The sequence below is a fragment of the Paraburkholderia sp. genome (assembly GCF_026225065.1).
GTDB lineage: Bacteria > Pseudomonadota > Gammaproteobacteria > Burkholderiales > Burkholderiaceae > Paraburkholderia.
Map to the genome: position 1 here is coordinate 1 of NZ_JAMFSB010000057.1, position 26,593 is coordinate 26,593.

Genomic DNA, 26,593 nt, shown 5'->3' on the forward strand with positions numbered 1-26,593 from the left:
GCGTCACTTCATCGAGCAGGGCTTTTCGACGGCCGCCGATAATGACCTTGTTGCCCCTGCTGTGAAATGCCTCGGCGAGGCCGCGGCCGATGCCTGAGGTTGCGCCGGTAATGAAAATGGTATTTCCGCTCAGCTTCATGATTCGTACTCCTTTAGGATAACTACATGAGAAGTGTGTTTTTGCAGACCCAAAAAAAAGGCCGCATACCTGGAAAAATTACTGCTCGAACGCGTGACGATTGGCTTGAACGAATTCACCAACGGTTTGCGGAGCTTGCCCAGTGATCTCCCCGATGACGCCGTCCGCTCCGGAGAAAATTCCGTTCTGATAGTCAACTGCGATCGCGAGGAAATGCTGGATCAAGAACTCCGGCAGACCGTATTTCTCGAGGTGCTCACGATATTGCTCGATGGTTGACGGGCTGTAAGTGATCTTGCGGCCCAGGACCTTGCCGATCTCATCGGCAATCTCTTGCTGGTTCAACTCAATGGGGCCGAGCAATGGATAAGTCTTGCCGATATGGCTAGCGGGTTGTGTGAGCACGGTGGCGATCAGGCGAGCCTGGTCTTCTGCTGCAATTGGCGCATGGCGTCCCGCGCCATATGGCAGCGTGATCTTGCCTTCCTGCACGATCGAATCGCGCACCCACGGAAAGGTCAGCCATTCGGAGAAGAGGGTCGGGCGAATGTGGACGGTCGGCACGCCGGACCAGTCGAGCACACGTTCCGCAATCCAGTGATCGCGTGCGGCGTGACTCTTCGAGTCTTCCCGCGCGGAGATCTGCGACATCTCCACGACAACTTCGATGCCTGCGCGCCGCGCAGCATCCGCGAAGTATGCGGTGGCCTGGATATAGCCGGGGCGTACTGGATAGCACAGGTATGCGCCCGTTACACCGGCCATTGCACGGATGACATCGTCATGCTCGAGAAGATCGCCAACCACGACTTCGGCGCCTTCTTCGCGCAGCGCTGCACTCCGCTCGTCTTCCTGATGGACGAACGCGCGAACCGCATGTCCATCCTTGAGAATGTTTCGAACCGTATGGACGCCTGTTTTTCCGGTGGCGCCTGTGATGAGGTATTGACGTTGCTTCATGGTGGATTCTCCAATGTGTATGTGAGTGCGTATGCACATTAAAAGTAAAAAAAATGACGTATGCAAAATCTCCGGGAATGCCTAGATTGCTTCGAGGTGTCGCCTGACGTCCTGCAGTATTGACAGCGAAGCGTCGGGGTCCGTAATGATTCGCGACATCGTGATAGCGCCGATCATGGCCGAGAGCGCGAACACAGCCTCGGACCTTGCCGCTTCCCGCTGCCGACGTCCGATGCGTTTCGCCAGCAGTTCGACGAGCTCATCAAACCCGCGTGAAGCCGCCGTGCGGGCCTGTTCGTCGGCACGTGCCAATTCACTACCCAGACCCGCAAGAGGGCAGCCATGTTCCGGCTCGTCCCGATGCGTCGACGAGACATAGGCTTCAACGATGGCCCTGAAACCGTCCTTTCCTTCGCTGCCGTTAGCTGCTTCCTCGAGTTCTCCGATCATGGTGTTCAGTCCCGCTTCGCATGCTTCAGCGACCAGTTGATCTTTCGAGTCGAAGTGCCGATAGAAGCCTCCATGAGACAGCCCCGCCTCGGACATCAGGTCGGCCACGCCAGTTGCCTGGATGCCGTTGGCCCTGAATTCCCGGGCAGCTACCTCGACGATTCGCTGGCGCGTCTCGGCGGTTTCAACCTTGGATTTTTTCATGATTTGTGGCTTCCCGGTGGCATCACGATTTAGATGATATGTGTCATCTAAAAGAAAGTCAACCCGTCCAGGCAATGAGATTGCGGCACTGATCGATGCACCAGGCGCGGCGGGTTCATGGACTCGCCGCGCTCCGGGCCGCCTCACTGGTACATCCCGTTCGGCAAGCGGCCATGGTAGGGCGTGTCGCGGCAATGTCCCCACGGACCGAGCCAGTATCCCGGCGGGCAGGCGTAGCTCGAAACGGGGGCCGCAGGCGCGGCATACACGACCGGGGCCGTCTGGACGATAACCGGAGCCGCATAGCGGCATTGGCCCCAGGCATTCCTCCATCCTCCCGGTCCGCAGCCTTGTGCCGCTTGTGCGTTGCCGATGGAAAACGCTAACGCTGTCGTCGCGATAACGAGTGATGCAATATGTTTCATGTTCATGATTGGCTCCTGTCGCTTGTGTGGGGGAGATGCTCTTGCTGACAGGAGCCATTCTGCCTGGCGACAATTAGCCAAAAATGAGCGCCTTCGCCGTGGCCGCTTCTTATCGTTTTTGCGAAGTTGCGGGTGAGCCCATCCCGCAGTGCTCAGCCATGAGCCGAGGCGATGTACACGCGCAGCAGCTTTCGAATTTCCGCGAGGATTTGCGTCCGTGTGGCGGGCGCTTCTGTTTCAGCCCGTGTCACGGCTTTCAGCGTATGCAAGACGACAATCGCCATGGTCCTCGACTTGGCGGTTCCCAGCTCGGGAATCGCTCTGCGAAGTATCTTTGCAATGTGGCTACGCATGGCATCCCTGAACTCGACGCGCTTCGCGTCGCGGCCACCGCGCTCCTCCAGCAGTGAAATCGCAAAGCTGTGCTGTGGGCGCACGGACAGCGAGAAATCCACCAGTGCATCGGCTACCTCGTCAGGCGCCATGCCCGACACTTTCGTTTCGAGCTCCGCTAACTCCGTCGTTACAAGCTGGGCATATTGCAGGAGCAGCGCGTCTGCTAGCGCCTCTTTGGATGGGAAAAACCGGTAAAGCGAGCCGATCGCCGTCCCCGACTGCGCTGCGATCTCAGTCATCGTCGCCGCGTCGAAGCCCTTTTCTTTAAACAGCTTGACGCCTGCCTCAATGATGGCCGCGACCCGGTCGCGGCCTCGCTGTCTCTTTGGCTCTTGCGCGACGGTGGGTCGGGTGGATGACATGGGAACGAGGTTCTCGCTGAAGATAGTTGAGGTTTCGACAGCGAATCCTCTCATATTTCCCCGGCTGTTGTAACGAAGCAATAGCGCAAGAAAGACCGGCTTTCTTTCCGCAGCTTCAGATTACTTATGCGAGGCTTGCCTCTAGTATCTCAATTATGAGAGGATACCCTCTCAAATCCGGCCAACTCTTAGGTTACCTTCATGTACTACATCGCAATGTTCTTTTCCGGGCTATTCATCTGCAATGCCTTACCGCATCTCGCTAGCGGCTTGAGGGGAGAGGCGTTTCCTACTCCTTTCGCAACGCCCAGAGGAATAGGGCGTTCGTCACCGCTTGTTAATGTCGTCTGGGGTTTTGCCAATCTTCTGGTTGGAGGCTTTCTTCTTGTCCGCCACGGCATTCCGGCCGCGACCGATCCCGCGCTCGTTGCAGGATGTCTCGGCTTCGTCGTGATGGGCGTTTTTTGCGCGATCCACTTCGGCAAAGCCCGCAAGACTTGGGAGTCGTAAGCGCAAGGGCGCGGCCGTGCGACTCAATCGGGAGGCGGCGCGCAGTGCTTCGACGACAAGGCGATAAAAAAGCCGAGGCATGGCTGCCTCGGCTCCTCATCCATCCCTGCAACTAATGGACGCTGCCTGTCGTCAATGCTTGAGACAGGTGTCGGCGTTTTTCCAGGTGCACGTGTCAAGACCCGTATGGATGACCGGCGGCACCGTCTTGCCTTCCGCGAGATCACGCATAACCATCGCCGACCGATAGCCCATTTCCTCCGGCCGCTGGCCGACGAGCACGTTGACCTTGTGATCCTTGAGTGCCTGGATCTCCGGTCCAAGCGTATCCGCCGAGACGATCACGAACTTGCCGCTGTTGATCTTGTCCATGATCGGCTGAACGACCTGCGAATAGGCCTGCGGCGCAAACAACGGCCAACCGCCTTCCAGCACGAAGGCATCGAGACCGGTCGCGTTGGCCGTCAACGTGTCCTGCATCATCTGGTTCGCCTTGGCGGCATCGTCGTTCACGTAAAGCGGACAGGCGCTGATCTCCTTCCAGCCGTTTTCTCCCGCGAGCTTCTGGACTCCCTTCTTGCCGGCGAGTGCGTCACGCGTACCTGCTGCGCGCTGGTTGATGTTCTCGGCCGCGGGGTTCCCCATCACCAGGCAGATATTGCCGCCCTTCGGCATCAGCAACTTCAACTGCTCGCCGAGCTTGACGCCCAGTTCGTAGTTGTCGGTGCCGACATAAGTCTTGCGCAGCGACGCATCCTTCGGCAACAGATCGGCATCCGCGGTGATGACTGGGATCGTCACATTGCGGCGGCGCAATTCTTCGGCTACGGCCGGCGCGTTCGCGGGCGAAACCGCGATGGCGGAAACGCCCTTGGTCAGCAGGTCGTCGATGATCTGCACTTCAGCGCTTTCGTCGGCAGCGGTTGCAGGGCCGGTGTAGTAGCAGGTGTAGCCCTGTTTGCTGAGCTCCTTGTTCGCCCGGTCGCATCCCTGGTGCATCAGGTCGAAGTAGGGGTTGTCGAGCCCCTTCACGACCAGCGCCAGGGTCTTATCGGCTGCGGACGCGGAGGTGCCCAGTACAGCTAGCCCTCCGATCGCAGCAAGACACATCAACATTTTCTTCATTGTCGCCTCCTGTGTCGGCCGGAGTGAGCGCTTTGGCGCCTCGTCCGGTCTCATACAAAGTAATAGGCGCCGGCTCTGCGGTGCCTATGTCTGCTCGCACGATTGTCGTAATAATCGCAAGGCAGGCCCGTCTCCGGGCCTTAACCTTCTTGCGGAACATGGCGTTTCTTGTGAGCCCCTGCGTCCGGCAGTTCCGCGTCTCGCCCGGTCGCACTCCAGGCACCGGTCGCGATCGCGGCCAGTGCGTCCGAAGACATGTCAATCTCCTTGCCGCTCGCCACCCAGCCGGTTGAACAGCACGGCGACGATGATGAACGCACCCACGACTGTCCCCTGCCAGAACGAGTCCACGCCAAGCAGGATCAGGCTGTTGCGGATCACTTCGATGAGTGCGGCGCCGACCACGGTCCCAAACGCGCTGCCGATCCCGCCCATCAGATTGGTGCCACCAATCACGGTCGCGGCGATCACGCGCAGCTCGTCGCCGGTGCCGAGGCCGGTCGTCACCGCGCCGAGCCAGCCGACTTCGAGGATTGCCGCGACGCCCGCCATGAGCCCGGCGAGCAGATAGACGGAGCAGATGATGCGACGCACCGGCACGCCCGTGAGATTCGCCGCGTGGCGGTTGCCGCCGACCGCGAACACGTAGCGGCCCCAACGCGTAAATGCAAAGGCGAACCAGAACAGCACGGCGAGGACTAGCAGAAACCACACCGGATTGGCGAGGCCGAGGGTCTTGCCACCGCCGAGCGCGAGCAGCTTGCTGCCGTCGGGACCGAATTCGAAAATGGTCCGGCTGCCGGAGAACACCAGCGCGAGGCTGCGGCCGACGCTCAGCATGCCGAGCGTCACGACAAACGGCTGCATGTCGAGATAGGCGATCAGGAAACCGTTGACGAGGCCGACGACTCCGCCGGTCAGAAGACCCATGCCGATGCCCGCCCAGATCGGGTAGCCGGCATTCATGACCACCGAGAGCACGATGCCGGATAGACCGATCGTCGAGCCGACCGAAATATCGATACCACCCGTGACGATCACGGCCATCATGCCGAGCGCGACGATGGCAACGAAGGCGAAGTTGCGCGTGACGTTGAAAAGATTCTGCGGCGTCGCAAAGGTGGAGGTGACGAACGAGAGCACGACGCAGGCGACGATCGTGGCCGCGACCACCCAGAACACCTGGCTTGCGAGCAGCCCCGACCAGCGGGTATGTGTCCGCGCGGCTTGCGGATTATCGAGCAATGCCGAGAGGGGGGTGGGCTGTTCCTGCGGATCGTTCAATTTCGGGACTCCTGTTCGAGTCAGATTCAGGCGGTGGCAATCGCTCCGGTGATAAGGCCGGTGACTTCTTCCGGAGACGACGCTTCGATGTTCTTGTCCGCGACCTTGTGCCCGCGCCGCATGACGACCACGCGCTGGGCGACGGCGAAAACGTCGGGCATGCGGTGGCTGATGAGAATGACAGCAATGCCATGTTCGGAGAGGCGCTTGATGAGATCGAGCACCTCCGCTACCTGCCGCACGCTAATGGCTGCCGTCGGTTCGTCCATGATGACGAGCCGCGCTTCGGAGAGGCGCGTGCGGGCAATCGCCACGGCCTGTCGCTGGCCGCCCGACATCTGCCGGACCAGATCGAGCGGACGTGTCTCCGATTTCAGTTCTTTGAAGAGCTCGCCGGCGCGCCGGTACATGGCTGCGTGATCGAGAATGCGGATGGGTCCGAAGCCGATGCGCGGCTCGCGTCCAAGGAAGACATTGGCTGCCGCCGTCAGGTTATTGCAGAGCGCAAGGTCCTGATAGACGACTTCGATCCCTTGACCACGGGCGTCAACCGGACGGTTGAAATGCACCGCCTTGCCGTCGATGAGAATCTCGCCGTGCGATGGCGGAAAGTTACCGGCAATGACCTTCACCAGGGTCGATTTGCCGGCGCCGTTGTCCCCCATGAGCCCGACTACCTCGCCGGCCTCCAGACTGAACGTCACTTCGTTCAGGGCGCGAATGGCGCCGAAATGTTTGGATACGTCTCTGAGCTCCAACAGACTCATGGATTATCGTTCTCGCTCCAGTGGAGCCGCCCGTTTCTTCGGCAGGGCGACCGGAAGATACGCTGACCAGCATTTTTTTATAGCACAACGGTGCCTTTTCGCAAGACATGTGGCTACCGGGGTTTACCTGCGGTCGCCGGTTCGTTGCTGCCGCAAGACCCTTACAAAGTTCAGCACAGTGGGCGACTTTTCGCGCGGCCGATGGATCAACGCGATACCCGTCGATAGCGGTTTGCCCTTCAGTTCGTGATACGACACCCCTTCCACCTGGACCTGGCGGATCGATGCGGGCACAACGGCGACGCCGAATCCAGCCGCCACGAGATTTGCCGCCGATGAGATCTGTGGCGACTCCATGCTGATCGAGGGCGCGAAGCCGGCTTCGTGGCAGGCAGCGATGATCGAGTCATGCAGATCCGGGCCGATCGGCCGTGGAAAGAGGATGAACGGGTCACCCGCAAGGTCTGCCAGATCGATGCGCCGTCGCCGGCTCAAGCGATGGTTCGCCGGTAGAACCGCTAACATGTCTTCATCCACCAGCGGTTCGACGATCAACTCCCCGCAATCGAGCGGCATGCGCACCAGTGCGGCATCGAGCTGGCGCTCGGCGACCTTGTCGAGCAGCGCCGAGCTGTTGCTCTCCTCGCAACTGATCGACACGCGCTCATACGCGTGCCGATACTGCTGCATCGTCGTCGCGACTACGGGATGAAACACCGTCGAACCGGCGAAACCGAGCGAAAGCCGCCCCGTCTCTCCGCGTCCCGCGTTCTGTACTTCGACGAAAGCCTGTTGCGCATCCTCGACGATGCGCCGTGCGCTCTCGCGAAAGAGCCGTCCCGCTTCGGTCAGTTCGACGCGACGCGGATGCCGGATGAAAAGCGCAGTGCCGATTTCCCGCTCGAGCTTGAGAATCTGTTGGCTCAACGGCGGCTGAGCGATACCCAGATGCGTCGCGGCATCGGTGAAATGCAGATGCTCGGCCACCGCGAGGAAGTAACGTAGCTGACGAAATTCCATATCTTTTTCGTCTCCAAAAAGTGGCTTCGAGATATTGGACTAATGACTGGCTTGATTTTAACCTTGTGTCAACCGGATGCGCTCAAAGGTCACACCTGACCGGCTGCTTCAAGTTGGTGCGCGTCTTGCTCAACGTTTTTTCAGGAGATTTCAATGTCAGCAACCCGTGCATCGTCGGCAGTGGTCTCGAATAATGCCGCTGACACTTTGATTGCGGATCTGCGCAACATCGTCGGCAAGGAGCACGCCCTGACCGATGATGGCGCAACCCGCCGCTATCGCACCGGCTTTCGGTTTGGCACAGGCAAGGCGCTCGCGGTGGTGCGTCCCGGCACAATCGTCGAACAATGGAAAGTGCTGCAGGCGTGCATTGCAGCGAATGTGATTGTGATCACGCAGGCGTCGAACACGGGCCTCACCGGCGGTTCGACACCGGACGGCGACCACTACGATCGCGACATTGTGATCGTCAGCACGAGCCGCATGAAGAAGGTGTACGTGATCGACGCTGGCAAGCAGGTCGTCTGCCTTCCCGGTGCGACGCTCGACCAGTTGGAAAAGACATTGAAGCCTCTTGGCCGCGAGCCGCATTCGGTGATCGGCTCGAGTTGCATCGGTGCGTCCGTGTTCGGCGGGGTCTGCAATAACTCGGGCGGCGCGCTGGTGCATCGCGGCCCGGCGTATACGGAAATGGCGGTATTCGGCCAGGTGGATTCGGCAGGAAAACTCAACCTCGTCAACCATCTGGGAATCGAGCTCGGCGATACACCTGAGGATATCCTGGGCCGCCTTGAGCGCGGCGAATTCACCGATGCCGATATTCGCCACGACGCGGGCGCCGGGTCCGATCACGGCTACGCGACGCATGTTCGTGAAATCGATGCCGATACGCCCTCACGCTTCAACGCCGATCCACAGCGCCTCCATGAAGCGTCAGGCTCGGCTGGCAAGGTGATGGTGTTCGGCGTGCGGCTCGATACGTTCCCGATTGAGCAGAACGCAAAAGTGTTCTATATCGGCACGAACCAACCCGACGAACTCACGGAGATCCGCCGTCACGCGCTGCACGACTTCAAGCACCTGCCGATCTCGGGAGAATATCTCCATCGCGACGCTTTCGACATCGCCGAAGAATACGGGAAGGACACCTTCCTTGCGATCAACTATCTCGGCACGTCCCGGTTGCCCGCGTTTTTCGGACTCAAGAGCCGCTTCGATTCATTGTTCGATCGCCTCGGCTTTCTTCCTTCGCATCTCACCGACCGCGTCATGCAGGCTGCGAGCCGGCTTTTCCCAAGCCATCTACCGCCGCGGATGAAACAGTATCGTGACAAATACGAGCATCATCTGATGCTGAAGGTCTCGGCCGAAAGCGTCGAGGAGACGCGTGCTTTCCTCGCGGATTTCTTCGCCAATGCCACTGGCGGTTATTTCGAGTGCACGGACGAAGAAGGCACGAAAGCGTTCCTGCACCGCTTCGCTGCCGCCGGCGCGGCTGTGCGCTATCGCGCCGTGCATACGCGGGAAGTGGAGAACATCGTCGCGCTCGACATCGCATTGCGGCGTAATGACCGCGACTGGATCGAGACGCTGCCACCCGACATCGAAGAGACGATTTCGATCAAAATGTATTACGGCCACTTCCTCTGCCACGTGTTCCACCAGGATTACATCGTCAAGAAGGGCAACGACTGCCTCGAAGTCGAGCACAAGATGTGGACACTGCTGGACCGCCGCGGCGCCGAATATCCGGCGGAACACAATGTCGGGCACCTGTACCGCGCGAAGCCGCAGCTTGCGACGTTCTATCAGGAACTCGATCCGTGCAACTGCTTCAACCCAGGGATCGGCCAGACATCGAAGTTCGCGAAGTATCGGGAAGCGGAGGTTTAATTGACGTCAATCGCGTCTTCTCAACCCCCAGGACGCTCGAAGGCCACCACGAGGTATTCGATGAACACGCGCACTCGCATCGGTACCCGGCGGCCAGCCGGATAAACGACATGGCTCGGCACCTTCTCCGGCTGTAAACCGGGCAGCAATACCCTGACTTCGCCAGAGCGGATCTCTTCCGCCAGCAACCAGAACGGCGCCTGCGCGATGCCGAGGCCGCACAGCACGGCTGCGCGAATATGCTCGGCATCGCCGGTAATCACCGAACCATGCGGAACGTAAGAGATGGTTTCGCGCCCGACCTTGAGTGACCAGGGGCTGCGCTCACGGCCTTTCGCAAACGCGATGCAGGTGTGCGCGTCCAGTTCCGAAAGCCGGGTCGGCACACCCTTCGCGGCCAGATAGCCTGGGCTTGCCACCAGCACGAAATCGGTCTCGGACAATTTCCTCGCGGTGAGCGAGGAGTCGACCAGTCTTCCATGACGGATGGCCAGATCGACCCCTTCTCCAACCAGGTCGACGGGCCGCTCCGAGGTGGACAATTCGATTGCGACATCGGGATAGCGCAGAAAGAATTCGGGGAGCAGCGGCGTAATGCAAAGCCGGCCATGCGCTGGAGCGGTGCTAAGCCTGACCAGACCTCGTGGCGACTGCTGACGCGCGCCGACCGAAGACTCGAGCGCGTCGAACTCGTCCACCAGTTGCTTTGCCGATTCATAGAAGGCTTGTCCCGCGTCGGTGATCGCGATCTGGCGCGAGGTACGCAAAACCAGTTGCGCGCCGAGATGCCGTTCCAGCGCAACGATCTGCTTGCTGACTGCAGGTTGTCCGATTCCCTCCTCACGTCCCACGGCGGAAAAACTGCCGCATTCGACGAGACGTACAAACAGCCGGATCGCATCCAGTCGGTCCATGTGCTTCACCGTCATCCATTCCAAAGTGGAATTGATGGTATGTCCTGAAGCTACGTTTCGGCAATGGATGAAGTTGCTTATGTTACGGGCTGTGCAGTCATTGACACCGCAACTGGAACCGGGAGCGGAGCCGAAACATCAGGAGCTGATTCGTGAAAGCGATTTGTGTGACACCCAGCCGCGAGCTGGAAGTGCGTGACATCCCGGCCCCGACCGAGCCTGCGGCGGGCCATGTCCTTGTCGACATGGATGCGTCGGCAATCAACCACGGCGACAAGACGTTCCTCAAAATGCCGGCAGCGGCGGGCAACCCGTTGGCAGGGGGCCAGCATGACGTGTGGGGTGCGTCGGGAGCAGGGAGGGTGGTCGCAGTCGGGGCAGGCGTGCCGGCGGAATATGCGGGCAAGCAAGTGGCGATCTACCGGTCGCTCGGCAGAAGCGCCGAGGGTATCGGTCTCTGGTGCGAGAGAGCGCAGGTGCCCTACACGAGTTGCGTGATTCTGCCGGAGCATGTGCGTGCGAGGGACTATTCCGGTTCGCTGGTCAATGTCATGACGGCCTTCGCGTTTCTGGAAGAGATTGCCGAAGCGGGCCACAAGGGCGTCATCGTCACGGCCGGGAATTCGGCTACGGGACATGCGCTCGCTTCACTCGCACGCCGCAGAAACCTGCCGGCGATTTTCCTTGTGCGCACCGAAGCGGCGCGGGAAGCGCTCCATGGTCTGGGCGTGGAGCACGTGATCGTGACGAACGAGGGCTTTACCGGCACGCTTGGCGCGTTGTCCGCCGAACTGGGGACGACAGCGGTATTCGACGGCGTCGGCGGCGACCTGCTCGGCAAGATTGCGCCAAGGCTGCCGATGAACTCCACGATCTACATCTACGGCGTTCTCGGAGCGAGCACGCCGATCCCGATTCAGTCCGTGCTGTTCATGATGAAGAACCTGACCATGAGGCGTTTCAGCAACTTCGAGAGCAGGACGGTGAAGGAGCAGGCAAAGCTCGTGTCCGCGCTGAAAGCACTTGGGGGCGTGATTGACGATCCCATGTTCGCGACCCGAACCGGCAAGGAATTCAGTTTTGACCAGATCGAACAGGCCATGGCTTACCAGCCGTCTGACGGGACCAAGGCGATCCTGGTAGCGTAGGTAACCGGGCCATTGCATTTGTAACCTTTCCGACAGGAAGGTTGCATCTGTAACGCACGGCGCGATAGAATCGCGCCTGCTCATTGGGGAGTAGCCGCCCTGAACGCGACGTTCAGGGGCGCACGTCAACATGCTTGGCAGGTCGCAAGATCTGCCATGGCGTACGCAGCGAAATGCCTGGCAAGACCGATGACACGCATTCCGACCTAACCGGGTCGCCGGAATGCGCGTCATCGCGTTTTTTCGGCGCGGCCCGGGTACAACATCCCATGCAATCCTTTCTCGTTTCAACCAGCGTTGTTGGCCTGGCCGAAATCGGCGATAAGACGCAGCTGCTCTCCCTCGTGCTGGCGGCCCGCTATCGCAAGCCCATTCCCATCGTTCTTGGCGTGCTGGCCGCGACGCTCATCAACCATGCGGCGTCCGGCGCGCTAGGAGCATGGCTTGCAAGCGTGTTGCGACCCGGCATCCTCAACTGGGCGGTCGTCGCGTCGTTCGCGGTGATGGCTGTGTGGATCCTCGTCCCGGACAAACTGGACGACGCCGATTCAGCGGTTTCGAAAAATACGATGGGTGTCTTCGGCACAACGGCCGTGACCTTCTTTCTTGCGGAGATGGGCGACAAAACCCAGATCGTGACCATCGCGCTCGCTGCGCGCTTTCACGAGTTTTTCGGTGTCGTCGCGGGCACGACCCTGGGCATGATGCTGGCGAACGTGCCGGTCATCTATCTGGGACACAAGTTTGCCGACCGCTTGCCGACAAAAGCCGTTCACGTTCTCGCGGCCATCATCTTTGTGGTGCTCGGTGGACTGGCCTTGAGAACGGCGCTGTATCCGGACGCGCATCCGATGTTTTAGCACCGCCCAGTGGGCCGGATTGATCTCTGCGGTCGAACCGCGGGGGCACTATTTGCTAGTGCCGATAGACTCAACCCCTCGCCAGCCGGGCGACGCCGCAAGCTGCTGCAACTCTGCCAGCAATGCGGTGCGGACCACTTCGGCGGCCGGGGACAGCGGCACCCCAGCCGGCTCGCATAACGAGAGTTCCCGCTGCAGCGGGGCGTCGGCCAGCACACAAGCTGCAATGCGCCGATGTGCCACATCCTCGGCGAGCGCACTCCAGGGCAGCACCGTGGAGCCGACTCCCGCCGCCACCAGACGGATCAGCAGGTCGGTCGCGCTCACTTCGGCCGCGAGCCGGTAGGGCAGATGCGCCGCAATCAGCGCGCTCTCGATGCGGCTGCGAATCGTACTCGGCGGACTCGGCAACAACAGCGGTTGCGCGGCGAGCTCGGCCAGCCTGATTGACGGTAGGCCCGTATCCGGATCATTGGCTGCAGGCTTGCGACCGCCGCGGCTACGCCGCTGAACCACATACAACTGTTCGTAGAAGAGCGGTGTGAGCGAGACGCCGCGCACACGCTCGGCGTCGACTGCAATGGCCAGATCGAGTGAGCCCTGCGCGGCGAGTCCCACGAGTTCGGCGCTGGGACGCTCCACCAGTTCCACCAGGATATCCGGGTAAGGCTTCAAAGCCGTCAGCAGGGGCGCGGCCAGAATGCGCGCGGTGCTGCCAGCGATGCCGATCACCACGCGGCCAGAAGGGCGCGCGATCTCGTGATGGATGGTCTCGCGCATATCGTCGATCTGCAGCAACAGGCTGCGCGCGTGGCGAAACAGGATCTCGCCTGCGGGGGTCACGCTCATGCCTTGCGGTCCGCGCTCAAACAGCCGGCCGCGCATTTCCGCTTCGAGGCTGGCGAGCTGCTGGCTCAGTGCCGGCTGCGCGACATGCAGCGACTCGGCCGCGCGTGTCATGTTGCCGTGCTTGACGATGGCCGCGAAATATCGCAACTGACGCAATTCCATATGCCCGCTCCCTGATTGCCCTCGTTAATAAGTTTGCCTTATCGGCCGATCTCGATTCGGTATTTTTTCATATCGGGCGATCTTCCTATACTCCGAACACATAAAAGAGCCGCCTGGCCGTTCCTTTACGGCCTGCGCAACCGATCGGCACCGTATCGGCACAATCAAGGAGACAAGCATGACTTCCCGTTCCGGCGTCCTCACGCTCGACGAAACGCAGGATGCCGTCTGTCGCAAGGTGGTTCGGCGCCTGACGCCGGTCCTGTTCCTGAGCTACCTGTTCTGCTCGATGGACCGCTTCAACATTTCCTTTGCGCAGTTGCAACTCCATGAGTCGCTCAAGTTTTCCGACGCCACCTACGGTCTCGGCGCGAGCCTCTTCTTCGTCACGTATGTCCTGTTCGAGGTGCCGGCGAGCGTTCTACTCAGACGCTTCGGCGCGCGGCGCGTGTTCTGCACGATCATGGCCGGCTGGGGCCTGTGTTCTTCGGCCATGCTGTTCGTACGCACGCCCCACGAGTTCTATGCCGCGCGCCTCTTGCTCGGCGTCCTCGAAGCCGGTTTCTATCCAGGCGTGATCTACTACCTGAGCAGTTGGCTGCCGCAGGCGCATCGCAGCAAGGCCATCGCCATCTTTGCCTCGGGCATCGTGATCGCGGGTGTCGTGGTCGGCCCGCTATCGGGCTGGATCATGACTGCGTTCGACGGTGCCCACGGCCTCGCCGGATGGCAGTGGCTGTTCCTGCTCGAAGGTCTGCCGAGCATCGTCATGGCAGTCATTTGCGCGGTGCGCCTCGCGGACCGGCCCGACGCGGCCACATGGCTCACCGCCGACGAAGCGGCCACACTCGAGGCCTGCCTGGTCGCTGAGCGCGAACTCGTGGGTATGCGTCTCGGCGGCAAGACGATGGGTTCGCTGCTGCGCGAACCCAGGGTCTATCTGTTCGCGCTGGTGTTCTTCTGCGCCACCTCGGGGATCTACGCGCTCAACTTCTGGGTGCCGAGCATCATCAAGGGCTTCGGCCAGAAAGATCCCCTGCACATCGGCCTCTATTCGATGATTCCATGGGGCAGTGCAGCGATCGCGACCGTGCTGATCGCACGTCACTCGGACCGCACCGGCGAGCGCCGCTGGCACTTTGCCGCGACCGCCATCGCCGGCGCGTGCGGCTTGGCCCTCTCGGCGCTTCCTGGTATGCCGACCTTGTGGTCGCTCGCCTTCCTGAGCGTCGGCGCGATCGGCGTCTCGGCGACGTTGCCGGTGTTCTGGTCGATGCCGAGCGCGGCGATCGCGCCTTCACTCGTCGCCGGCGGTCTTGCCTTCATCAACAGTCTCGGGGCGACCTCGGGCATCGTTGCGCCCTACACGATCGGGCTGATGAAGGAAGCCACCGGGTCCCTGACTTCGGGGCTGTATCTGCTCGCCGCGGTGCTCTGCTTCGGTGGTCTGTTGTTGCTCGCCATTGTGCCGCGCAGCCGTGCGTCCACGCCGATGCGTGGCGACGGCAAGGCGTCCCTCGTCGCTCGCGCCAACGTGACCGAGCGCTGAGCGCTGAGCGCGGATCACCACTGGCCCACCCATTTTCCTGGAGTCACTTCACATGCTTTCGACCTCAACCGATCTCGACCAGCCGCTCGCCGGCGTCAAGGTCCTCGAACTCTCGCAGATCATGGCCGGCCCGACCTGCGGGCTAATGCTTGCCGACCTCGGTGCCGACGTAATCAAGGTAGAGCGCTATCCGCAGGGCGACGATGCGCGCCGCTACCGGCGCGAGGGCGACAGCGGATTGCCGCCGTCGTTCATGATCCTGAATCGCGGCAAGCGTTCGATCGCACTCGACGTCAAGCATCCCGATGGCCGCGCCGCGCTGCTGCGGCTGGTCGCCGACATTGACATCCTCACCGAGAATTTCCGCATGGGCGTGATGGAGCGTCTTGGCCTCGGCTACGAGGCGCTGCGCGAGATCAATCCTGCGCTCGTCTACTGTTCGATCACCGGTTACGGCCGCACGGGGCCGCTCGCGTCGCGTGGCGGCTTCGATCTGATCCTGCAGGCCTTCAGCGGCCTCATCAGCGTGACGGGCGAGGAGGGCGGCGAGCCGGTCAAGCCCGGTGTTTCGATCGCCGATGTCAATGCGGGCATCCTTGCCGCGTTCGGTTCGCTTGCCGCGTACATCCGGCGGCTGCGCACGGGCCGCGGGCAACGTGTGGACACCTCGCTTCTGCAGGCGTCGATGCAGCAGATGTACTGGTATGCGGCCGCGTATTTTTCGCGTGGCATCGTGCCGAAGCCGGCTGGCACCGCGCATCCGCTGATCGCACCGTACCAGGTCTACAAATGCCGCGACGGTGGTCTCGCCCTGGGCGGCGCCAACGAAACGAACTGGGGCCGCGTGGCCGAGGTCCTCGGTCATCCCGAGTGGCTCGAAGACCCCCGTTTCAATACGCCCGATATCCGGCTCGCGAACCGGCGCGAACTCGAGACCCTGATCAACGCCGAACTTGGCCGCGACACGCGCGCTGCGTGGACCGAGCGCTTCGAAGCCGCGCAGGTGCCATGCGGACCGGTGCAAACGGTCGGTGAGGCGCTCGATCACGAGCAGACACGCGCGGTCCGTATGGTGGTCGACGTGCAATCGCCGGACGGCGGCACCATGCGCGGTCTTGGCCTGCCGGTGCTGTTCGACGGCGCTTCGACGCTCGCCGATGCGCCAGCGCCGCGGGTCGGGGAGAATACTGCTGAGGTGCTACGCGAGTTCGGCTTCGCCGATGGCGAGATCGAGTCGTTGCTGAGCTCGGGCGCGGCGCATCAGAGCCCGCAAGTTGCCGCCGCTGTAGTCAACTGATCGAAATCAACGGGGACGTTCCCATGCAAAACCAGACGACGGCATCCGCCGATGCCATTCAGGTGACGGTCGAGGACGGCATCGCGCGCGTGACCTTGAACCGCGCCGAGCGCCGCAATGCGCTCACCTTCGCACTGTGGCAGCGCCTTGGCGAGACCTTCGACGCGCTTGGCGAGCGACGCGATGTTCGCGCGATCGTCCTGACTGGCAATGGCACGAGCTTCTGCGCAGGCGCCGACATCTCGGAGTTCGGCACCGTGCGCGCCGACGCGGCGCAGGCACTCGAGTACGAACGTGCCTACGAAGGCTGCTGCAACCGGATCGCCGCGTGTCCGAAGCCCACTATTGCCGCGATCAATGGCTTTTGCATGGGCGGCGGCTGCAACGTCGCGATGTCGTGCGACTTCCGCTTTGCTGTGCCGGGCGCGAGCTTCGCGATTCCGGCGGCGCGGCTGTCGATTGTGTACGGCATCGCCGGGACGCGCCGGTTGCTGTCGCTGGTCGGGCTTGCGAATGCCAAACGCATCCTGTATTCGGCTGAGAAGTTCGATGCTGAACGCGCGCTGCGTATCGGCTTCATTGACGAAATCGCCGACGACGTACTCGCGGTGGCCCAGGCGTTTGCCGTTCAGCTCAAGGACTGTGCGCCACTCACCATCTCCGGTTCGAAGACGATGCTCGACGCGCTCGCGTCCGGCAACGGCGCGCTGCGTGACGAGGTCGTCACGCAGCTGCTGGAGCAGGCGGCGCAGAGTCATGACTACGCCGAGGGCCGTGCCGCCTTCGCCGAAAAACGCGCGCCGAACTTTCGCGGCGACTGAGCAGGGAAAAGAAGAGAAGAGGGCGATCTGTCATGTCCGATATGGAAGGCACAACTAACGAAGGAGTAACGATGGATCTGGAACTCGGTGGCAAGTCGGCGCTGGTGACGGGCGGCTCGCGTGGCATCGGCCTCGCCTGCGCCAGAGCCCTCATCAAGGAAGGCTGCGCGGTGCATCTTGTCTCCTCGAATGCCCAGGCGCTGGAAGCAGCACGCGGCGAACTCGAATCGACGTACGGTGTGCCGGTGCGGACCACGGCGGCGAATCTCGCCGATGCCGGTGCCCGTGCGGCGTTACTGGGATCGGCCGGCCCGCTCGACATACTCGTGAACAATGCCGGCGCCATTCCAGGCGGCGGCCTGCAGGCCGTCGACGAAGCCGTGTGGCGCTCGAGCTGGGAGCTCAAGCTGTTCGGCTACATCGATCTCGCGAAGCTCGCGCTGCCGTCGATGATGGAGCGTGGCAGCGGCGTGATCGTCAACGTCATCGGAATCGCCGGCGTGATGCCGCGGCAGGACTACATCTTTGGCGCCACGGCGAATGCCGCGCTGGTCGCATTCACCCAGGCGGTCGGCGTGCATGCGACGACGCGCGGCGTGCGGGTGGTGGGTGTCAATCCCGGCCCGTGCACGACCGAGCGGCTCGAAAAGCTGTACCGCGGCCGCGCACAAAGCGCCTTCGGCGACGCCTCGCGCTGGAAGGAACTGCTCGGCACGTTGCCGTTCGGGCGTGCCTCGGAACCGGAAGAGATGGCGGACCTCGTGGCGTTTCTGGCATCCGCCCGAGCCTCTTACCTGAGTGGCGTCGTTATCGATGCCGATGGCGGCGCCCGCTATCGCTGATCCTGCGGGGATTGTCTGGGAAGCCGCGAACAGTCCCCTTCTCTACGCCTTGAGCGTTCCCCATTTTTCTTCCAGTTTTCGGGTTTTCTCTGGGTATTTCCTTGTTGCATCCCAAAGAATCGAGTGATATGTTTCGACTAATACGAATTACTAATTCGGATTATTGCGGAAATGAAGCCAACGCTATCGAGGCGGGCGACGCAGCGCGAGGTAGCCCGTCTCGCCAACGTGTCGCAAACCACCGTGTCTCTCATTCTTGGCAACTCGACGACCCAATCGTTCCCTGGGGAGACGCTCGAGCGCGTATTCAGAGCCGCGCGGGAGCTCGGTTACATGCCGAACATCCTGGCGCAGGCGCTGCGGACACAGCGGACCATGACATTGGCCTGCGTGGTACCGGACATCGCCAATCCCTTCTACCCTGCCTTGGTGCGTGGCGTGCAGGTCGCAGCCGAGGACGCTGGTTACGACGTCATCGCGCTCAACACCCAGTCCGACGCAGACCGTGAGCGCCGCGTTCTTCAATGGGGCATGCAGGGCCGGGTCGACGGCATCATCGGCGTGTTCTTCGCGTTGCGGGCGACGGAGTTCGAACCGCTGACGCGCGTGAATGTCGGGGTCCTGCGCATCGAAACCTCGGCCAAGAAGAGCGGGCCGCTGCCGATCGACAATCTGTTCGTCGACAACGTCGCGGCGGCGACGGCGGCCACACGCTATCTGCTCGAACGCGGGCACAGACGTATCACGATGATCACGGGCACCGGTGGCCCGCAGGACAATCGGGCGCGCGGCTACCGCAACACCATGCTTGAAGCGGGTCTTGTGCCCGATATCGTCGTTCATGGTGGATTCGATGAGGAGGCCGGGGGTAGCGCGGCCCGTGAAGTGCTGCTGCGTGCAGACCGTCCGAGCGCGCTTTTTGCGGCCAACGACCTGATGGCGATCGGCGCCATGTCTGTGATTCGGGAAGCCGGATACCGCATTCCCGAGGACATCGCCGTGATGGGCTTCGACGATATCTTTGCTGCGCGAGTTCTCACGCCGGCGCTCAGCACCGTCAACCAGTTTCAGAACGTCCTCGGGCAGGTGGCCGCGCACATGATGCTGCAGCGGCTCACCGAACTGCCCGAAAACACGCCAGGGCGTCACCGCGAAATGCCATTCGAAGTCGTACCGCGCCAGTCCACGTGAGCACCTGAGCACCCGGCGCGGCGATACAGATCCAGCCTATCAAGGAGCAGACGTCGATGAAGATGACAGCAATAGTGGGTAAATCTCGTGTCACGGCGTCGCGGCGCGTCGCCTTGATCTGCGCGATGCTCTCCGTGCTCGTGCCGGCTACTACGCCGTCTGCTTTCGCCGACGATCCGATCACGCTCTGGTATCAACGCGGCGCCACGCCGGATCAGCAGCGCATCCTGCAGAAGGACCTCGTCGACCCGTTTAACGCCGCGAATCCTGGCAGCCCGCTCACGCTCGATGTTAAATCCGGCGGGGCGGGCGACAAGCAGATCCGCATGGCCGTCCTCGCCGGCAGAGGGCCGGACATCGTGATGACGCCCGGACCCACCTATGCGCTCCCACTGATCGAGTCAGGTCATCTTCTTCCGCTCGATGGCTACATCCAGAAGTATCACCTCGACCAGCGCATCCTTGCGCCGGCACTGAAGGCCGGTATCTACAAGGGACACATTTATGTGCTGCCGCGCACCTTCGAGACGATGGTGCTCTACTACAACAAGACGCTGTTCGATAAAAACGGCTGGCAACCGCCGAAGACGCTTGCCGATCTGAACAAACTCGCGGCAGCGATGCAGGCCAAGGGCATCACGCCGTTCTCGGTCGGCAACGGCGACTGGCGCGACGCGAACGAATGGCATGTGACGGTCGTGCTCAATCACTTCGCCGGACCGGACAATGTCTACAAGGCGCTGAAGGGCGAGCTGCCGTGGACGGCACCCGTGTTCCAGCAGGCAATTGGCATGCTGAACGACTGGTACCAGAAGGGCTGGTTCGGCAAGGACTACTTCTCGCTGTCGAGCGACCAGCAGGCTTTGCGTCTTGCCAAGGGGGAGGCCGGGATGGCGCCTAACGGCACGTTCTCGTTCGACTTCATGACCAAAGCCTTCGCGCAGACCGGCCAGCAACTCGGCGTCGTCGCGTTACCGAGTCTGCGTGATGGCGTGCCTTACCCGACCTACGAGATCGGCATCGGCAGCACGATGTCGATCAACAAGGGTTCAGGCAATCCGGACGCCGCCGCCGCTTTCCTGAACTATATGTACTCCGATGCGTTCTACGACAAGATCAGCAAGGACTGGCCAGGCGACTGGAACCTGCCGCTGACGTCGGTGGATGCCGCCAAGCTCGAGAAGAACGTTTCGCCGCTGTTCGCGAACACGGTGACGTCGTTTTCGAAAGGCGTGCGTGATGGAAACTACGGCTATACGACGTGGACCTACTGGCCGCCCGCGACCGAGGATTATCTGATCCGCGGCATCGAGCAGGTGTGGCTCGGCAAGATCACCGTCGCGCAATATCTGCAGACCATGCAGGATACCTTCGCGAAGGAACTCAAGGACGGCAAGGTGCCGCCATTGCCACCCCGCTGATGGGTTGCCGAGGATTTGTCGCCGCGCGCGATGGTCATGAGGCTGTCGCGCTGTACCGTTGAAATGCCATTGTGAGCTGACCTTATGTGGTTTCTCTTGCCGGCGTTGCTGATTAACGTGCTGATCATCCTGATCCCGGCGTTGCTCACGATCGCCATGGCGTTTGTCAGTTGGGACGGCACGTCGGATCCGGTGTTCGCGGGGCTCGACAATTTCCGTGCGATGTTCGACGATCCCGTGTTTTTCTCGGCGCTTCTGAACAACGTCAAGTGGACCGCGCTGTTCCTCACCGTGCCGATCATCATGGGTCTTGTTGCTGCGTCCCTGCTGCTGATGGTGCGGCGCGGACGGACCTTTTTCCAGATTGTCTATTTCCTTCCCGCCATCATCGCCACCGTGGTTATTGCGCGGATCTGGCAGGGCATGGTCTACAACCCGGACGGCGGGCTTATAGGCTGGCTGCATGTCTTCGGCGTACACCTCGACGACCCGCTCGCGCATCCGTCGACGGCATTGCTGGCTGTTGCATCGGTGGATCTCTGGCACTGGTGGGGATTTCTCGCCGTGATCTTTTTTGCGGCATTCCGGCAGGTCGATCCCGCGCAGATTGAAGCGGCCCGGCTCGACGGCGCCGGTTACTTCCAGCTGATGCGCTACATCCTGCTGCCGGCCATCCGGCCCACCATCGTGCTGATGATGATCATGACCGTGATCTGGTCGTTCCTTGCGTTCGACTTCGTTTATGTTTTGACGCAAGGGGGCCCCGCGTTTTCGAGTGAAGTGCTCTCGACGCTTTCCTATCGCTACGCTTTCTATAACTTCACCATGGGGCCGGCTGCTGCCGTGGCGCTCGTGATCAGCCTGTTCGGCCTGGTGGCGACAATTTTCTATGTTCGCATTCAGCAACGGGAGCTTGAATCGTGAACCATGCCATAAGCCGGGGCACGCTGACGATCACCTACGTGATCCTCGCGCTAGGTGCTGCCATCGCGCTGTTCCCGCTGGCGTTGATGGCCGTGAGCGCGCTGAAGACGAGCGCGGAGATCGTGGCCAATCCGCTCGCGTTGCCGCACGTGCCGCAGTGGATCAATTTCGTGCGGGCATGGCGCGACGCGGAGATGGCGAGGTCGCTCCTGAACAGCGTGAAAGTGACCGGTCTGACGATCGTGCTTATCTGCGCGACCGGTTCGATGGCTGCGTATGCACTCGCCCGGCAGAAAGTGCGCGGCTCGCGCTGGATTGCGACGTACTTTCTCGCTACCACCACCTTGCCCATCCAGCTTTATCTGTTCCCGCTGTATTTCGGTTTCGCGAAGCTCAACTTGCTGGACAGTATCGTGGCGACGTCGCTGATTTATACGGCGATCTACAGTCCGTTTTCGATCTTTCTGCTGCGTACTTATTTTCTGGCGATTCCGGTGGAAATCGAAGAGGCTGCGATCATGGACGGCGCGACGCGTTGGCAGGTGTTCAGCCGCGTCACGCTGCCGCTCGTGTCGCCGGGGCTGCTCACCGTGGCGGTGATCGCCGGCATGAACACCTGGAATGAATTCCTTATCGCGACAACCTTCCTGCAGGGACATCCCGTGCAGACCGCCGTGGTCCGCTTTTACTCGATGGGCGGTCAGTACAGCAGCGACTGGGGCGAGATCATGGCTACCGCGCTCCTTATCGTCGCGCCTATGGTTGTGTTTTTTCTTGTCATGCAACGACGTTTTATCGAAGGCATGGCGAGCGGATCGGTCAAAGGCTGAATGCCGCAGCTGCGTCGTACCGTTTTGTGCGAGCGGCTTCGCCTTTCGCGCTTTCGTCAACCGTATCGTATTGAGAGGTGCCACTCATGTCTCTTCAGCAAGATTATCTTGAACGTGTCTATGCCGGCGTCCTGGGCAAGCTGATCGGCGTGTTCCTTGGCCGGCCTTTCGAGAACTGGACTCATCAGCGCATCATGGCCGAACTCGGGACCATCGAGTACTACGTGCACGACCGGCTAGGTGTCCCGCTTGTCGTGACCGACGATGACGTCGCAGGCACCTTCACGTTTCTGCGTGCGTTCGATGAGCATGGCGTCAAGCCGGAACTCTCGTCCGAGGAAATCGGCAAGACCTGGCTCAACAATATCGTCGAGAACCGGGCGATTCTCTGGTGGGGCGGCAGCGGGAACTCCAGCGAGCACACCGCGTGGCTGAACCTCAAGCGCGGTATTCCGGCGCCCGCGAGTGGCTCCATTGAGGTCAACGGGCAAACCGTCGCGGAGCAGATAGGTGCGCAGATCTTCATCGACGGCTGGGCCATGGTCTCGCCCGGCCAGCCCGAGCTCGCGGCGCGCCTCGCCGAACAGGCCGCCACGGTGAGTCACGACGGCGAGGCCGTGCATGCGGCCAAGCTGCTCGCCGCCATGGAAGCCGAGGCTTTCGTTTCAGACGATGTCGAGCATCTGCTTGAAGTCGGACTCTCAGTGATTCCCAAGGACAGTCTGATCGCCCGCCTGATCAGCGACGTGCGCCGTTGGCACGCCGAACTGCCTGAGTGGCGCGATTGCCGGCAACGCATCCAGGATCATTACGGCTACGACAAATTCCCGGGCAACTGCCATGTGGTGCCCAATCACGCGCTCATCATCATGAGTCTGCTTTACGCGCCAGACGATCTGCAAAAGGCGCTCATGATCGTCAACACGTCCGGCTGGGATACCGACTGCAATTCGGGCAATCTCGGCTGTCTGCTGGGTATCAAGCTCGGTCTCGCGGGGGTGGATGCGGGACCTGACTGGCGCGGCCCGATCGCGGACCGGATGCTGATCTCTTCAGCCGACGGCGGCAGCGCGGTTACCGATGCGGTACGAATCGCGTATCAGATCGCGGGTTTTGGCTACCAGCTCGCGGGCATGCCCGCCCCGGATATACCCAAGAACGGCGCGCTTTTCCACTTCTCCTTGCCGGGCAGCGTGCAGGGTTTCGAGGCCGATTCCGGGAAGGGCTCGCCGGGCGCATTGAGCGTGGAAAACAGCGATGGCGCGCTCGCCTTGCGCATCAAGTCGCTCGCGCCGGGTCAGACGCTCGCGGCGATGACGCCGACTTTCTCGCCATCCAATGCGCCGCAAATGCCGGTGTATGAGTTGATGGCCACGCCGCTCGTTTACTCGGGGCAATGGATCGAGACGAAGCTTGCCGCCGAGCCTGACAACTCGGCGCAGGTGTCCGTCAATCTGCGTGTGAAGGTCTACGGCAAGGGCGATACGCTGAACACGATCGACGGTGAGCCACAGACGCTGTCACCGGGACAAAGCACGCTATTGCGCTGGCGCCTGCCCGATACCGGAGGCCAGCCGATCCAGCAGATCGGCTTCAGTCTGACGACCGCCGCCCCTCAGGCGAAGGGGACGGTGCTGGTCGACTACCTGCGGGTTGACGGACCGCCTGAGCTTCGTCTGCGTCGTCCTGACGAGGGGGGCGATTTCTGGCGCTTCGCCTGGATCAACAGCGTGAGCATCTTCAGCAAGAATTTCCCGGCTGCGTTCCGCATCTCGCAAAGCGTGGGCGAAGGCATCATCATTCACGGCACGCGGCAGTGGAGCGATTACACCGTGTCGTCGAGCATAGCTGTCCATCTGGGGCATGAGGGTGGATTGGCGTTTCGGGTTCAGGGACTGCGCCGCTTTTACGCCATGCTTTTATCGCGCGATGGCTATCTGCGCCTCGTCAAGGTCAGGGACGGCAAGCGGACGGTGCTCGCAGAACAGGCGTACGCGTGGGCGCTCGAGCGGCCTTATCTGATGTCGGTGACGCTGAATGGTAACCAGATCGCGTGCTCGATCGAGGGACAATCCGTGTTCTCGGCTCGCGACGTCACACAACCCTATGAAAACGGGGGGATCGGACTTTTGATCAACGAGGGGGCGCTATCGACATCAGAGATCCGCGTGAACGGCAACTGACCGTGAGTCGGGCCCTTGGGCGATTGAGGGGAGGGCGAAACGGGGCCCGCACCTTTGCGGCCTACTGTGCCTGGCATTCAAAGCGACAGTAGTTGGCCGGCTACGGTATTGATAAGAAGGGATAGGTTGATTTACGAGTCAATATGGTGAGACGTTCAGGCGAAGCCGCGAGCATTCCGCTCTCCGTCGACGCCCCGTGGTTTTCGCAAGTTTCTTAAACACATAACCTTGCTCCGGTCGGGTGGTTGCTCTAGGGCTGCTTCATCGGCGTAGGCAGTGAGCGTACTACACGTCCATAACGGCGTAGCGCTCCGATGCTCCCTTATTGACTTGCATCTCTAAGCCGTATCTGAAACCAGCGTTGTGAGTTGAATCCATGACTGCCGGATGCATATTCGGACGGTAATCACGAGATATCACGAGCAGGAACGTCAACCGGCTCGCGCGGCTCGCTCATCAATTTGGCATGCACCGGAACTGTGGCACCCGGTTCATCTGCTTTTCGACGGCGTTGGTACTCTCTCCGGTCGTTCCGCATCTTTCTTACTGTCGTGGTTTCTGCTCAGGTGCGCGCTGCTGGATTGCTGTCGGTTCAGGAACTGCGGATAGCGTGTGGCGTTTGCGCATTTCGGCATGCTTGTATCCGCCCTTCGGTCTTTGAATTGACTCTCGCGCATATGACTTCGGGGCGCTGGAAATACGTCAGTTACTCAGTCGCCACTCCCGGACATGCCAATGACGTCCGCTGCGACAGCGAACGTCTCTGGTGGATCCACCGGAACCGGATTGTTCAAGTTCAGGTGTGCCCAGAGTCGGTTCGTTATCGACGATACGCGGGTGCCCGGCGTCAAATCAGTAACCCGATCGGCTCGACCTGAGACGTTACGTCCCGTGTTGTAACATGCCGACAGCGTTACGGGTTACATACCGGGTCAATCTGGATGAAAGAGATACCAGCGCCAGAGCGCGGCGAATTCAGACGGAGCATCTCGCCGAATCGATACATGGTACAAGTTTCGCTAGAATAAGCGCGTCAGGGCTTTGGGCGACTTTAGATCTTGTGGCACACGCGGCTGACACGCGAAATATCAACTTACACGGAACCACATGGGAATCGTACTGTTCGTTCTTTCCAGTCCGTATGCGATGGATGTCTATTATGTTCATCGCGAATCTTCGATCTGCCATGTGGGCCACAGGTCGGAGCGAAGGGACGCCGCTCACTCTGCAGTTTCGGGGCTGTAGGCATGTGGGCACAAGCAGTCGCAGCGGCTGAGTCTCCCCGGCGGGTCGGCGCCGTCAGGGCCCCGTTATCGAGGCAGCCGGAATGTAATGGCGCCCAGCGTGTTTCGTTGGCGTTCCATCGTCGACTGGGGCGTTCGAACGGCACGGGCGTCAGAGCGCGTTAGAGACGATATTGAAGGTATGCGGGATGTCGCGCCGCCTCGAAAAGGGAATCTCGATATCCGATGGCCGGTTCAACGTCAGCGGCGCGGCCGTGGTGGCGATGACCGAACACTCCGCCGCTGGGGGATATGGACTGCGCTTTGGCCAACATGCTCATATCGGTGCCCCACCAGTTGCATCCGGTGCAGGACTTCTGCGCGGGCGCCCCACTTGTGTGCGGCTCGCTCGTCGGTTTCTCGGAGCACGCTTTGTTTGAATCTCCCAGTTGTTTTTTTACCGTTATCCAAGGCGACCCATGCGCGACCAACGCAAAGCAATAATCACCGGTGTGTCCGGCCAGGACGGCGCTTATCTCGCGCAACTGCTGCTCGACAAGGGCTATCAGGTGACCGGAACGTACCGGCGAACCAGTTCCGTTAACTTCTGGCGGATGAACGAACTGGCTGTTTCCGGGCATCCCAATTTGCAACTCGTTGAACACGACCTTACCGATCTTGGCTCTACGTTAAGGCTGCTTGAGAGAGCTCAGGCGGATGAGCTTTATAATCTTGCGGCGCAAAGCTTTGTGGGGGTGTCCTTCGATCAACCGATTACTACCGCTGAGGTAACGGGCATTGGGGCACTGAATCTACTTGAGGGTATCCGTATTCTTAGTCCGAA

The 26,593-nt window shown here is 61.1% G+C and carries 25 protein-coding genes and 1 riboswitch; of the genes, 14 read left to right on the forward strand and 11 right to left on the reverse strand.

The annotated features are described in order from the left end of the window. The 5 genes from M0954_RS04625 to M0954_RS04645 all read right to left on the reverse strand — a co-directional run. A partial coding sequence (locus M0954_RS04625) for an SDR family NAD(P)-dependent oxidoreductase (protein ID WP_297351890.1) occupies window positions 1-139 on the reverse strand: 139 nt, incomplete at its 3' end. A gap of 78 nt (window positions 140-217) precedes the next feature. After that, window positions 218-1,099 carry an NmrA family NAD(P)-binding protein gene (locus M0954_RS04630; RefSeq protein ID WP_297351855.1) on the reverse strand — a complete coding sequence of 294 codons (882 nt, stop codon included), beginning with the start codon at window positions 1,097-1,099 and terminating at the stop codon, window positions 218-220. Window positions 1,100-1,180: 81 nt separating this feature from the next. Next, complete coding sequence (locus M0954_RS04635; protein ID WP_297351857.1) at window positions 1,181-1,753, reverse strand: TetR/AcrR family transcriptional regulator; 573 nt, start codon at window positions 1,751-1,753, stop codon at window positions 1,181-1,183. A 143-nt stretch (window positions 1,754-1,896) separates the two neighbouring features. Beyond that, window positions 1,897-2,184: a hypothetical protein gene (locus tag M0954_RS04640; RefSeq protein ID WP_123384611.1), complete on the reverse strand. Its 288-nt coding sequence runs from the start codon at window positions 2,182-2,184 to the stop codon at window positions 1,897-1,899. Between the two features lie 146 nt (window positions 2,185-2,330). After that, on the reverse strand, window positions 2,331-2,990 hold the full coding sequence (locus M0954_RS04645; protein WP_297351860.1) for a TetR/AcrR family transcriptional regulator: 660 nt from the start codon (window positions 2,988-2,990) through the stop codon (window positions 2,331-2,333). Between the two features lie 147 nt (window positions 2,991-3,137). On the opposite strand from M0954_RS04645, the gene M0954_RS04650 reads away from it, so the two are divergent. Then, the gene (locus M0954_RS04650) at window positions 3,138-3,446 is read left to right on the forward strand and encodes a hypothetical protein (RefSeq protein ID WP_123384610.1); all 309 of its coding nucleotides are present in this window, start codon (window positions 3,138-3,140) and stop codon (window positions 3,444-3,446) included. 132 nt (window positions 3,447-3,578) lie between these two features. Here M0954_RS04650 and M0954_RS04655 read toward each other — a convergent pair whose 3' ends face one another. The 4 genes from M0954_RS04655 to M0954_RS04670 all read right to left on the reverse strand — a co-directional run bounded on the left by M0954_RS04655 (window position 3,579) and on the right by M0954_RS04670 (window position 7,642). Continuing rightward, a complete protein-coding gene (locus M0954_RS04655; RefSeq protein ID WP_122152166.1) occupies window positions 3,579-4,571 on the reverse strand; it encodes a sugar-binding protein in 993 nt (330 codons plus the stop codon). 258 nt (window positions 4,572-4,829) lie between these two features. Beyond that, the gene (locus M0954_RS04660) at window positions 4,830-5,855 is read right to left on the reverse strand and encodes an ABC transporter permease (protein WP_122152165.1); all 1,026 of its coding nucleotides are present in this window, start codon (window positions 5,853-5,855) and stop codon (window positions 4,830-4,832) included. Window positions 5,856-5,881: 26 nt separating this feature from the next. Then, window positions 5,882-6,622 carry an ATP-binding cassette domain-containing protein gene (locus tag M0954_RS04665; RefSeq protein WP_123384609.1) on the reverse strand — a complete coding sequence of 247 codons (741 nt, stop codon included), beginning with the start codon at window positions 6,620-6,622 and terminating at the stop codon, window positions 5,882-5,884. Between the two features lie 123 nt (window positions 6,623-6,745). Next, window positions 6,746-7,642 (reverse strand): LysR family transcriptional regulator, encoded by an 897-nt coding sequence (locus M0954_RS04670; protein ID WP_297351862.1) that lies wholly within the window; start codon window positions 7,640-7,642, stop codon window positions 6,746-6,748. Window positions 7,643-7,795: 153 nt separating this feature from the next. Between M0954_RS04670 and dld the strand changes: the two genes are divergently transcribed. Next, the gene (gene dld / locus M0954_RS04675; protein WP_297351864.1) at window positions 7,796-9,535 is read left to right on the forward strand and encodes a D-lactate dehydrogenase; all 1,740 of its coding nucleotides are present in this window, start codon (window positions 7,796-7,798) and stop codon (window positions 9,533-9,535) included. Between the two features lie 20 nt (window positions 9,536-9,555). Here the strand turns inward: dld and M0954_RS04680 are convergent, their stop codons facing one another. Then, window positions 9,556-10,449, reverse strand: a complete 894-nt coding sequence (locus M0954_RS04680; RefSeq protein WP_297351866.1) for a LysR family transcriptional regulator — start codon at window positions 10,447-10,449, stop codon at window positions 9,556-9,558. A 152-nt stretch (window positions 10,450-10,601) separates the two neighbouring features. Between M0954_RS04680 and M0954_RS04685 the strand changes: the two genes are divergently transcribed. Together M0954_RS04685 and M0954_RS04690 are read left to right on the forward strand one after the other, a co-directional pair. Next, a complete protein-coding gene (locus M0954_RS04685) occupies window positions 10,602-11,597 on the forward strand; it encodes a Zn-dependent oxidoreductase (RefSeq protein WP_297351868.1) in 996 nt (331 codons plus the stop codon). A 73-nt stretch (window positions 11,598-11,670) separates the two neighbouring features. After that, window positions 11,671-11,853, forward strand: a riboswitch (yybP-ykoY riboswitch). Between the two features lie 13 nt (window positions 11,854-11,866). Further along, on the forward strand, window positions 11,867-12,457 hold the full coding sequence (locus M0954_RS04690; RefSeq protein ID WP_122155417.1) for a TMEM165/GDT1 family protein: 591 nt from the start codon (window positions 11,867-11,869) through the stop codon (window positions 12,455-12,457). A 48-nt stretch (window positions 12,458-12,505) separates the two neighbouring features. Here M0954_RS04690 and M0954_RS04695 read toward each other — a convergent pair whose 3' ends face one another. Then, a complete protein-coding gene (locus M0954_RS04695) occupies window positions 12,506-13,468 on the reverse strand; it encodes a LysR substrate-binding domain-containing protein (RefSeq protein ID WP_297351870.1) in 963 nt (320 codons plus the stop codon). A 178-nt stretch (window positions 13,469-13,646) separates the two neighbouring features. Here M0954_RS04695 and M0954_RS04700 point away from each other — a divergent pair, with 178 nt between their 5' ends. From M0954_RS04700 to M0954_RS04745, 10 genes are all read left to right on the forward strand, one after another. Beyond that, complete coding sequence (locus M0954_RS04700; RefSeq protein ID WP_297351872.1) at window positions 13,647-15,017, forward strand: MFS transporter; 1,371 nt, start codon at window positions 13,647-13,649, stop codon at window positions 15,015-15,017. A 52-nt stretch (window positions 15,018-15,069) separates the two neighbouring features. Then, window positions 15,070-16,314, forward strand: a complete 1,245-nt coding sequence (locus M0954_RS04705) for a CaiB/BaiF CoA-transferase family protein (RefSeq protein WP_297351874.1) — start codon at window positions 15,070-15,072, stop codon at window positions 16,312-16,314. Between the two features lie 23 nt (window positions 16,315-16,337). Further along, complete coding sequence (locus tag M0954_RS04710; protein WP_297351876.1) at window positions 16,338-17,135, forward strand: enoyl-CoA hydratase-related protein; 798 nt, start codon at window positions 16,338-16,340, stop codon at window positions 17,133-17,135. 71 nt (window positions 17,136-17,206) lie between these two features. After that, window positions 17,207-17,977: a short-chain dehydrogenase/reductase gene (locus M0954_RS04715; RefSeq protein WP_297351878.1), complete on the forward strand. Its 771-nt coding sequence runs from the start codon at window positions 17,207-17,209 to the stop codon at window positions 17,975-17,977. Window positions 17,978-18,148: 171 nt separating this feature from the next. Next, on the forward strand, window positions 18,149-19,168 hold the full coding sequence (locus M0954_RS04720) for a LacI family DNA-binding transcriptional regulator (protein WP_297351880.1): 1,020 nt from the start codon (window positions 18,149-18,151) through the stop codon (window positions 19,166-19,168). Between the two features lie 56 nt (window positions 19,169-19,224). Then, entirely contained in the window at window positions 19,225-20,589 is a 1,365-nt protein-coding gene (locus M0954_RS04725; RefSeq protein ID WP_297351882.1) for an ABC transporter substrate-binding protein, read from the forward strand. An 84-nt stretch (window positions 20,590-20,673) separates the two neighbouring features. After that, window positions 20,674-21,513, forward strand: a complete 840-nt coding sequence (locus M0954_RS04730) for a carbohydrate ABC transporter permease (protein ID WP_297351883.1) — start codon at window positions 20,674-20,676, stop codon at window positions 21,511-21,513. Next, a complete protein-coding gene (locus M0954_RS04735; protein ID WP_297351884.1) occupies window positions 21,510-22,343 on the forward strand; it encodes a carbohydrate ABC transporter permease in 834 nt (277 codons plus the stop codon). Before M0954_RS04730 ends, M0954_RS04735 begins: the two co-directional genes overlap by 4 nt. A gap of 86 nt (window positions 22,344-22,429) precedes the next feature. Then, window positions 22,430-24,526 carry an ADP-ribosylglycohydrolase family protein gene (locus M0954_RS04740; RefSeq protein ID WP_297351886.1) on the forward strand — a complete coding sequence of 699 codons (2,097 nt, stop codon included), beginning with the start codon at window positions 22,430-22,432 and terminating at the stop codon, window positions 24,524-24,526. 1,702 nt (window positions 24,527-26,228) lie between these two features. Next, the coding region (locus M0954_RS04745; protein WP_297351888.1) for a GDP-mannose 4,6-dehydratase at window positions 26,229-26,593 on the forward strand (365 nt) is incomplete at its 3' end.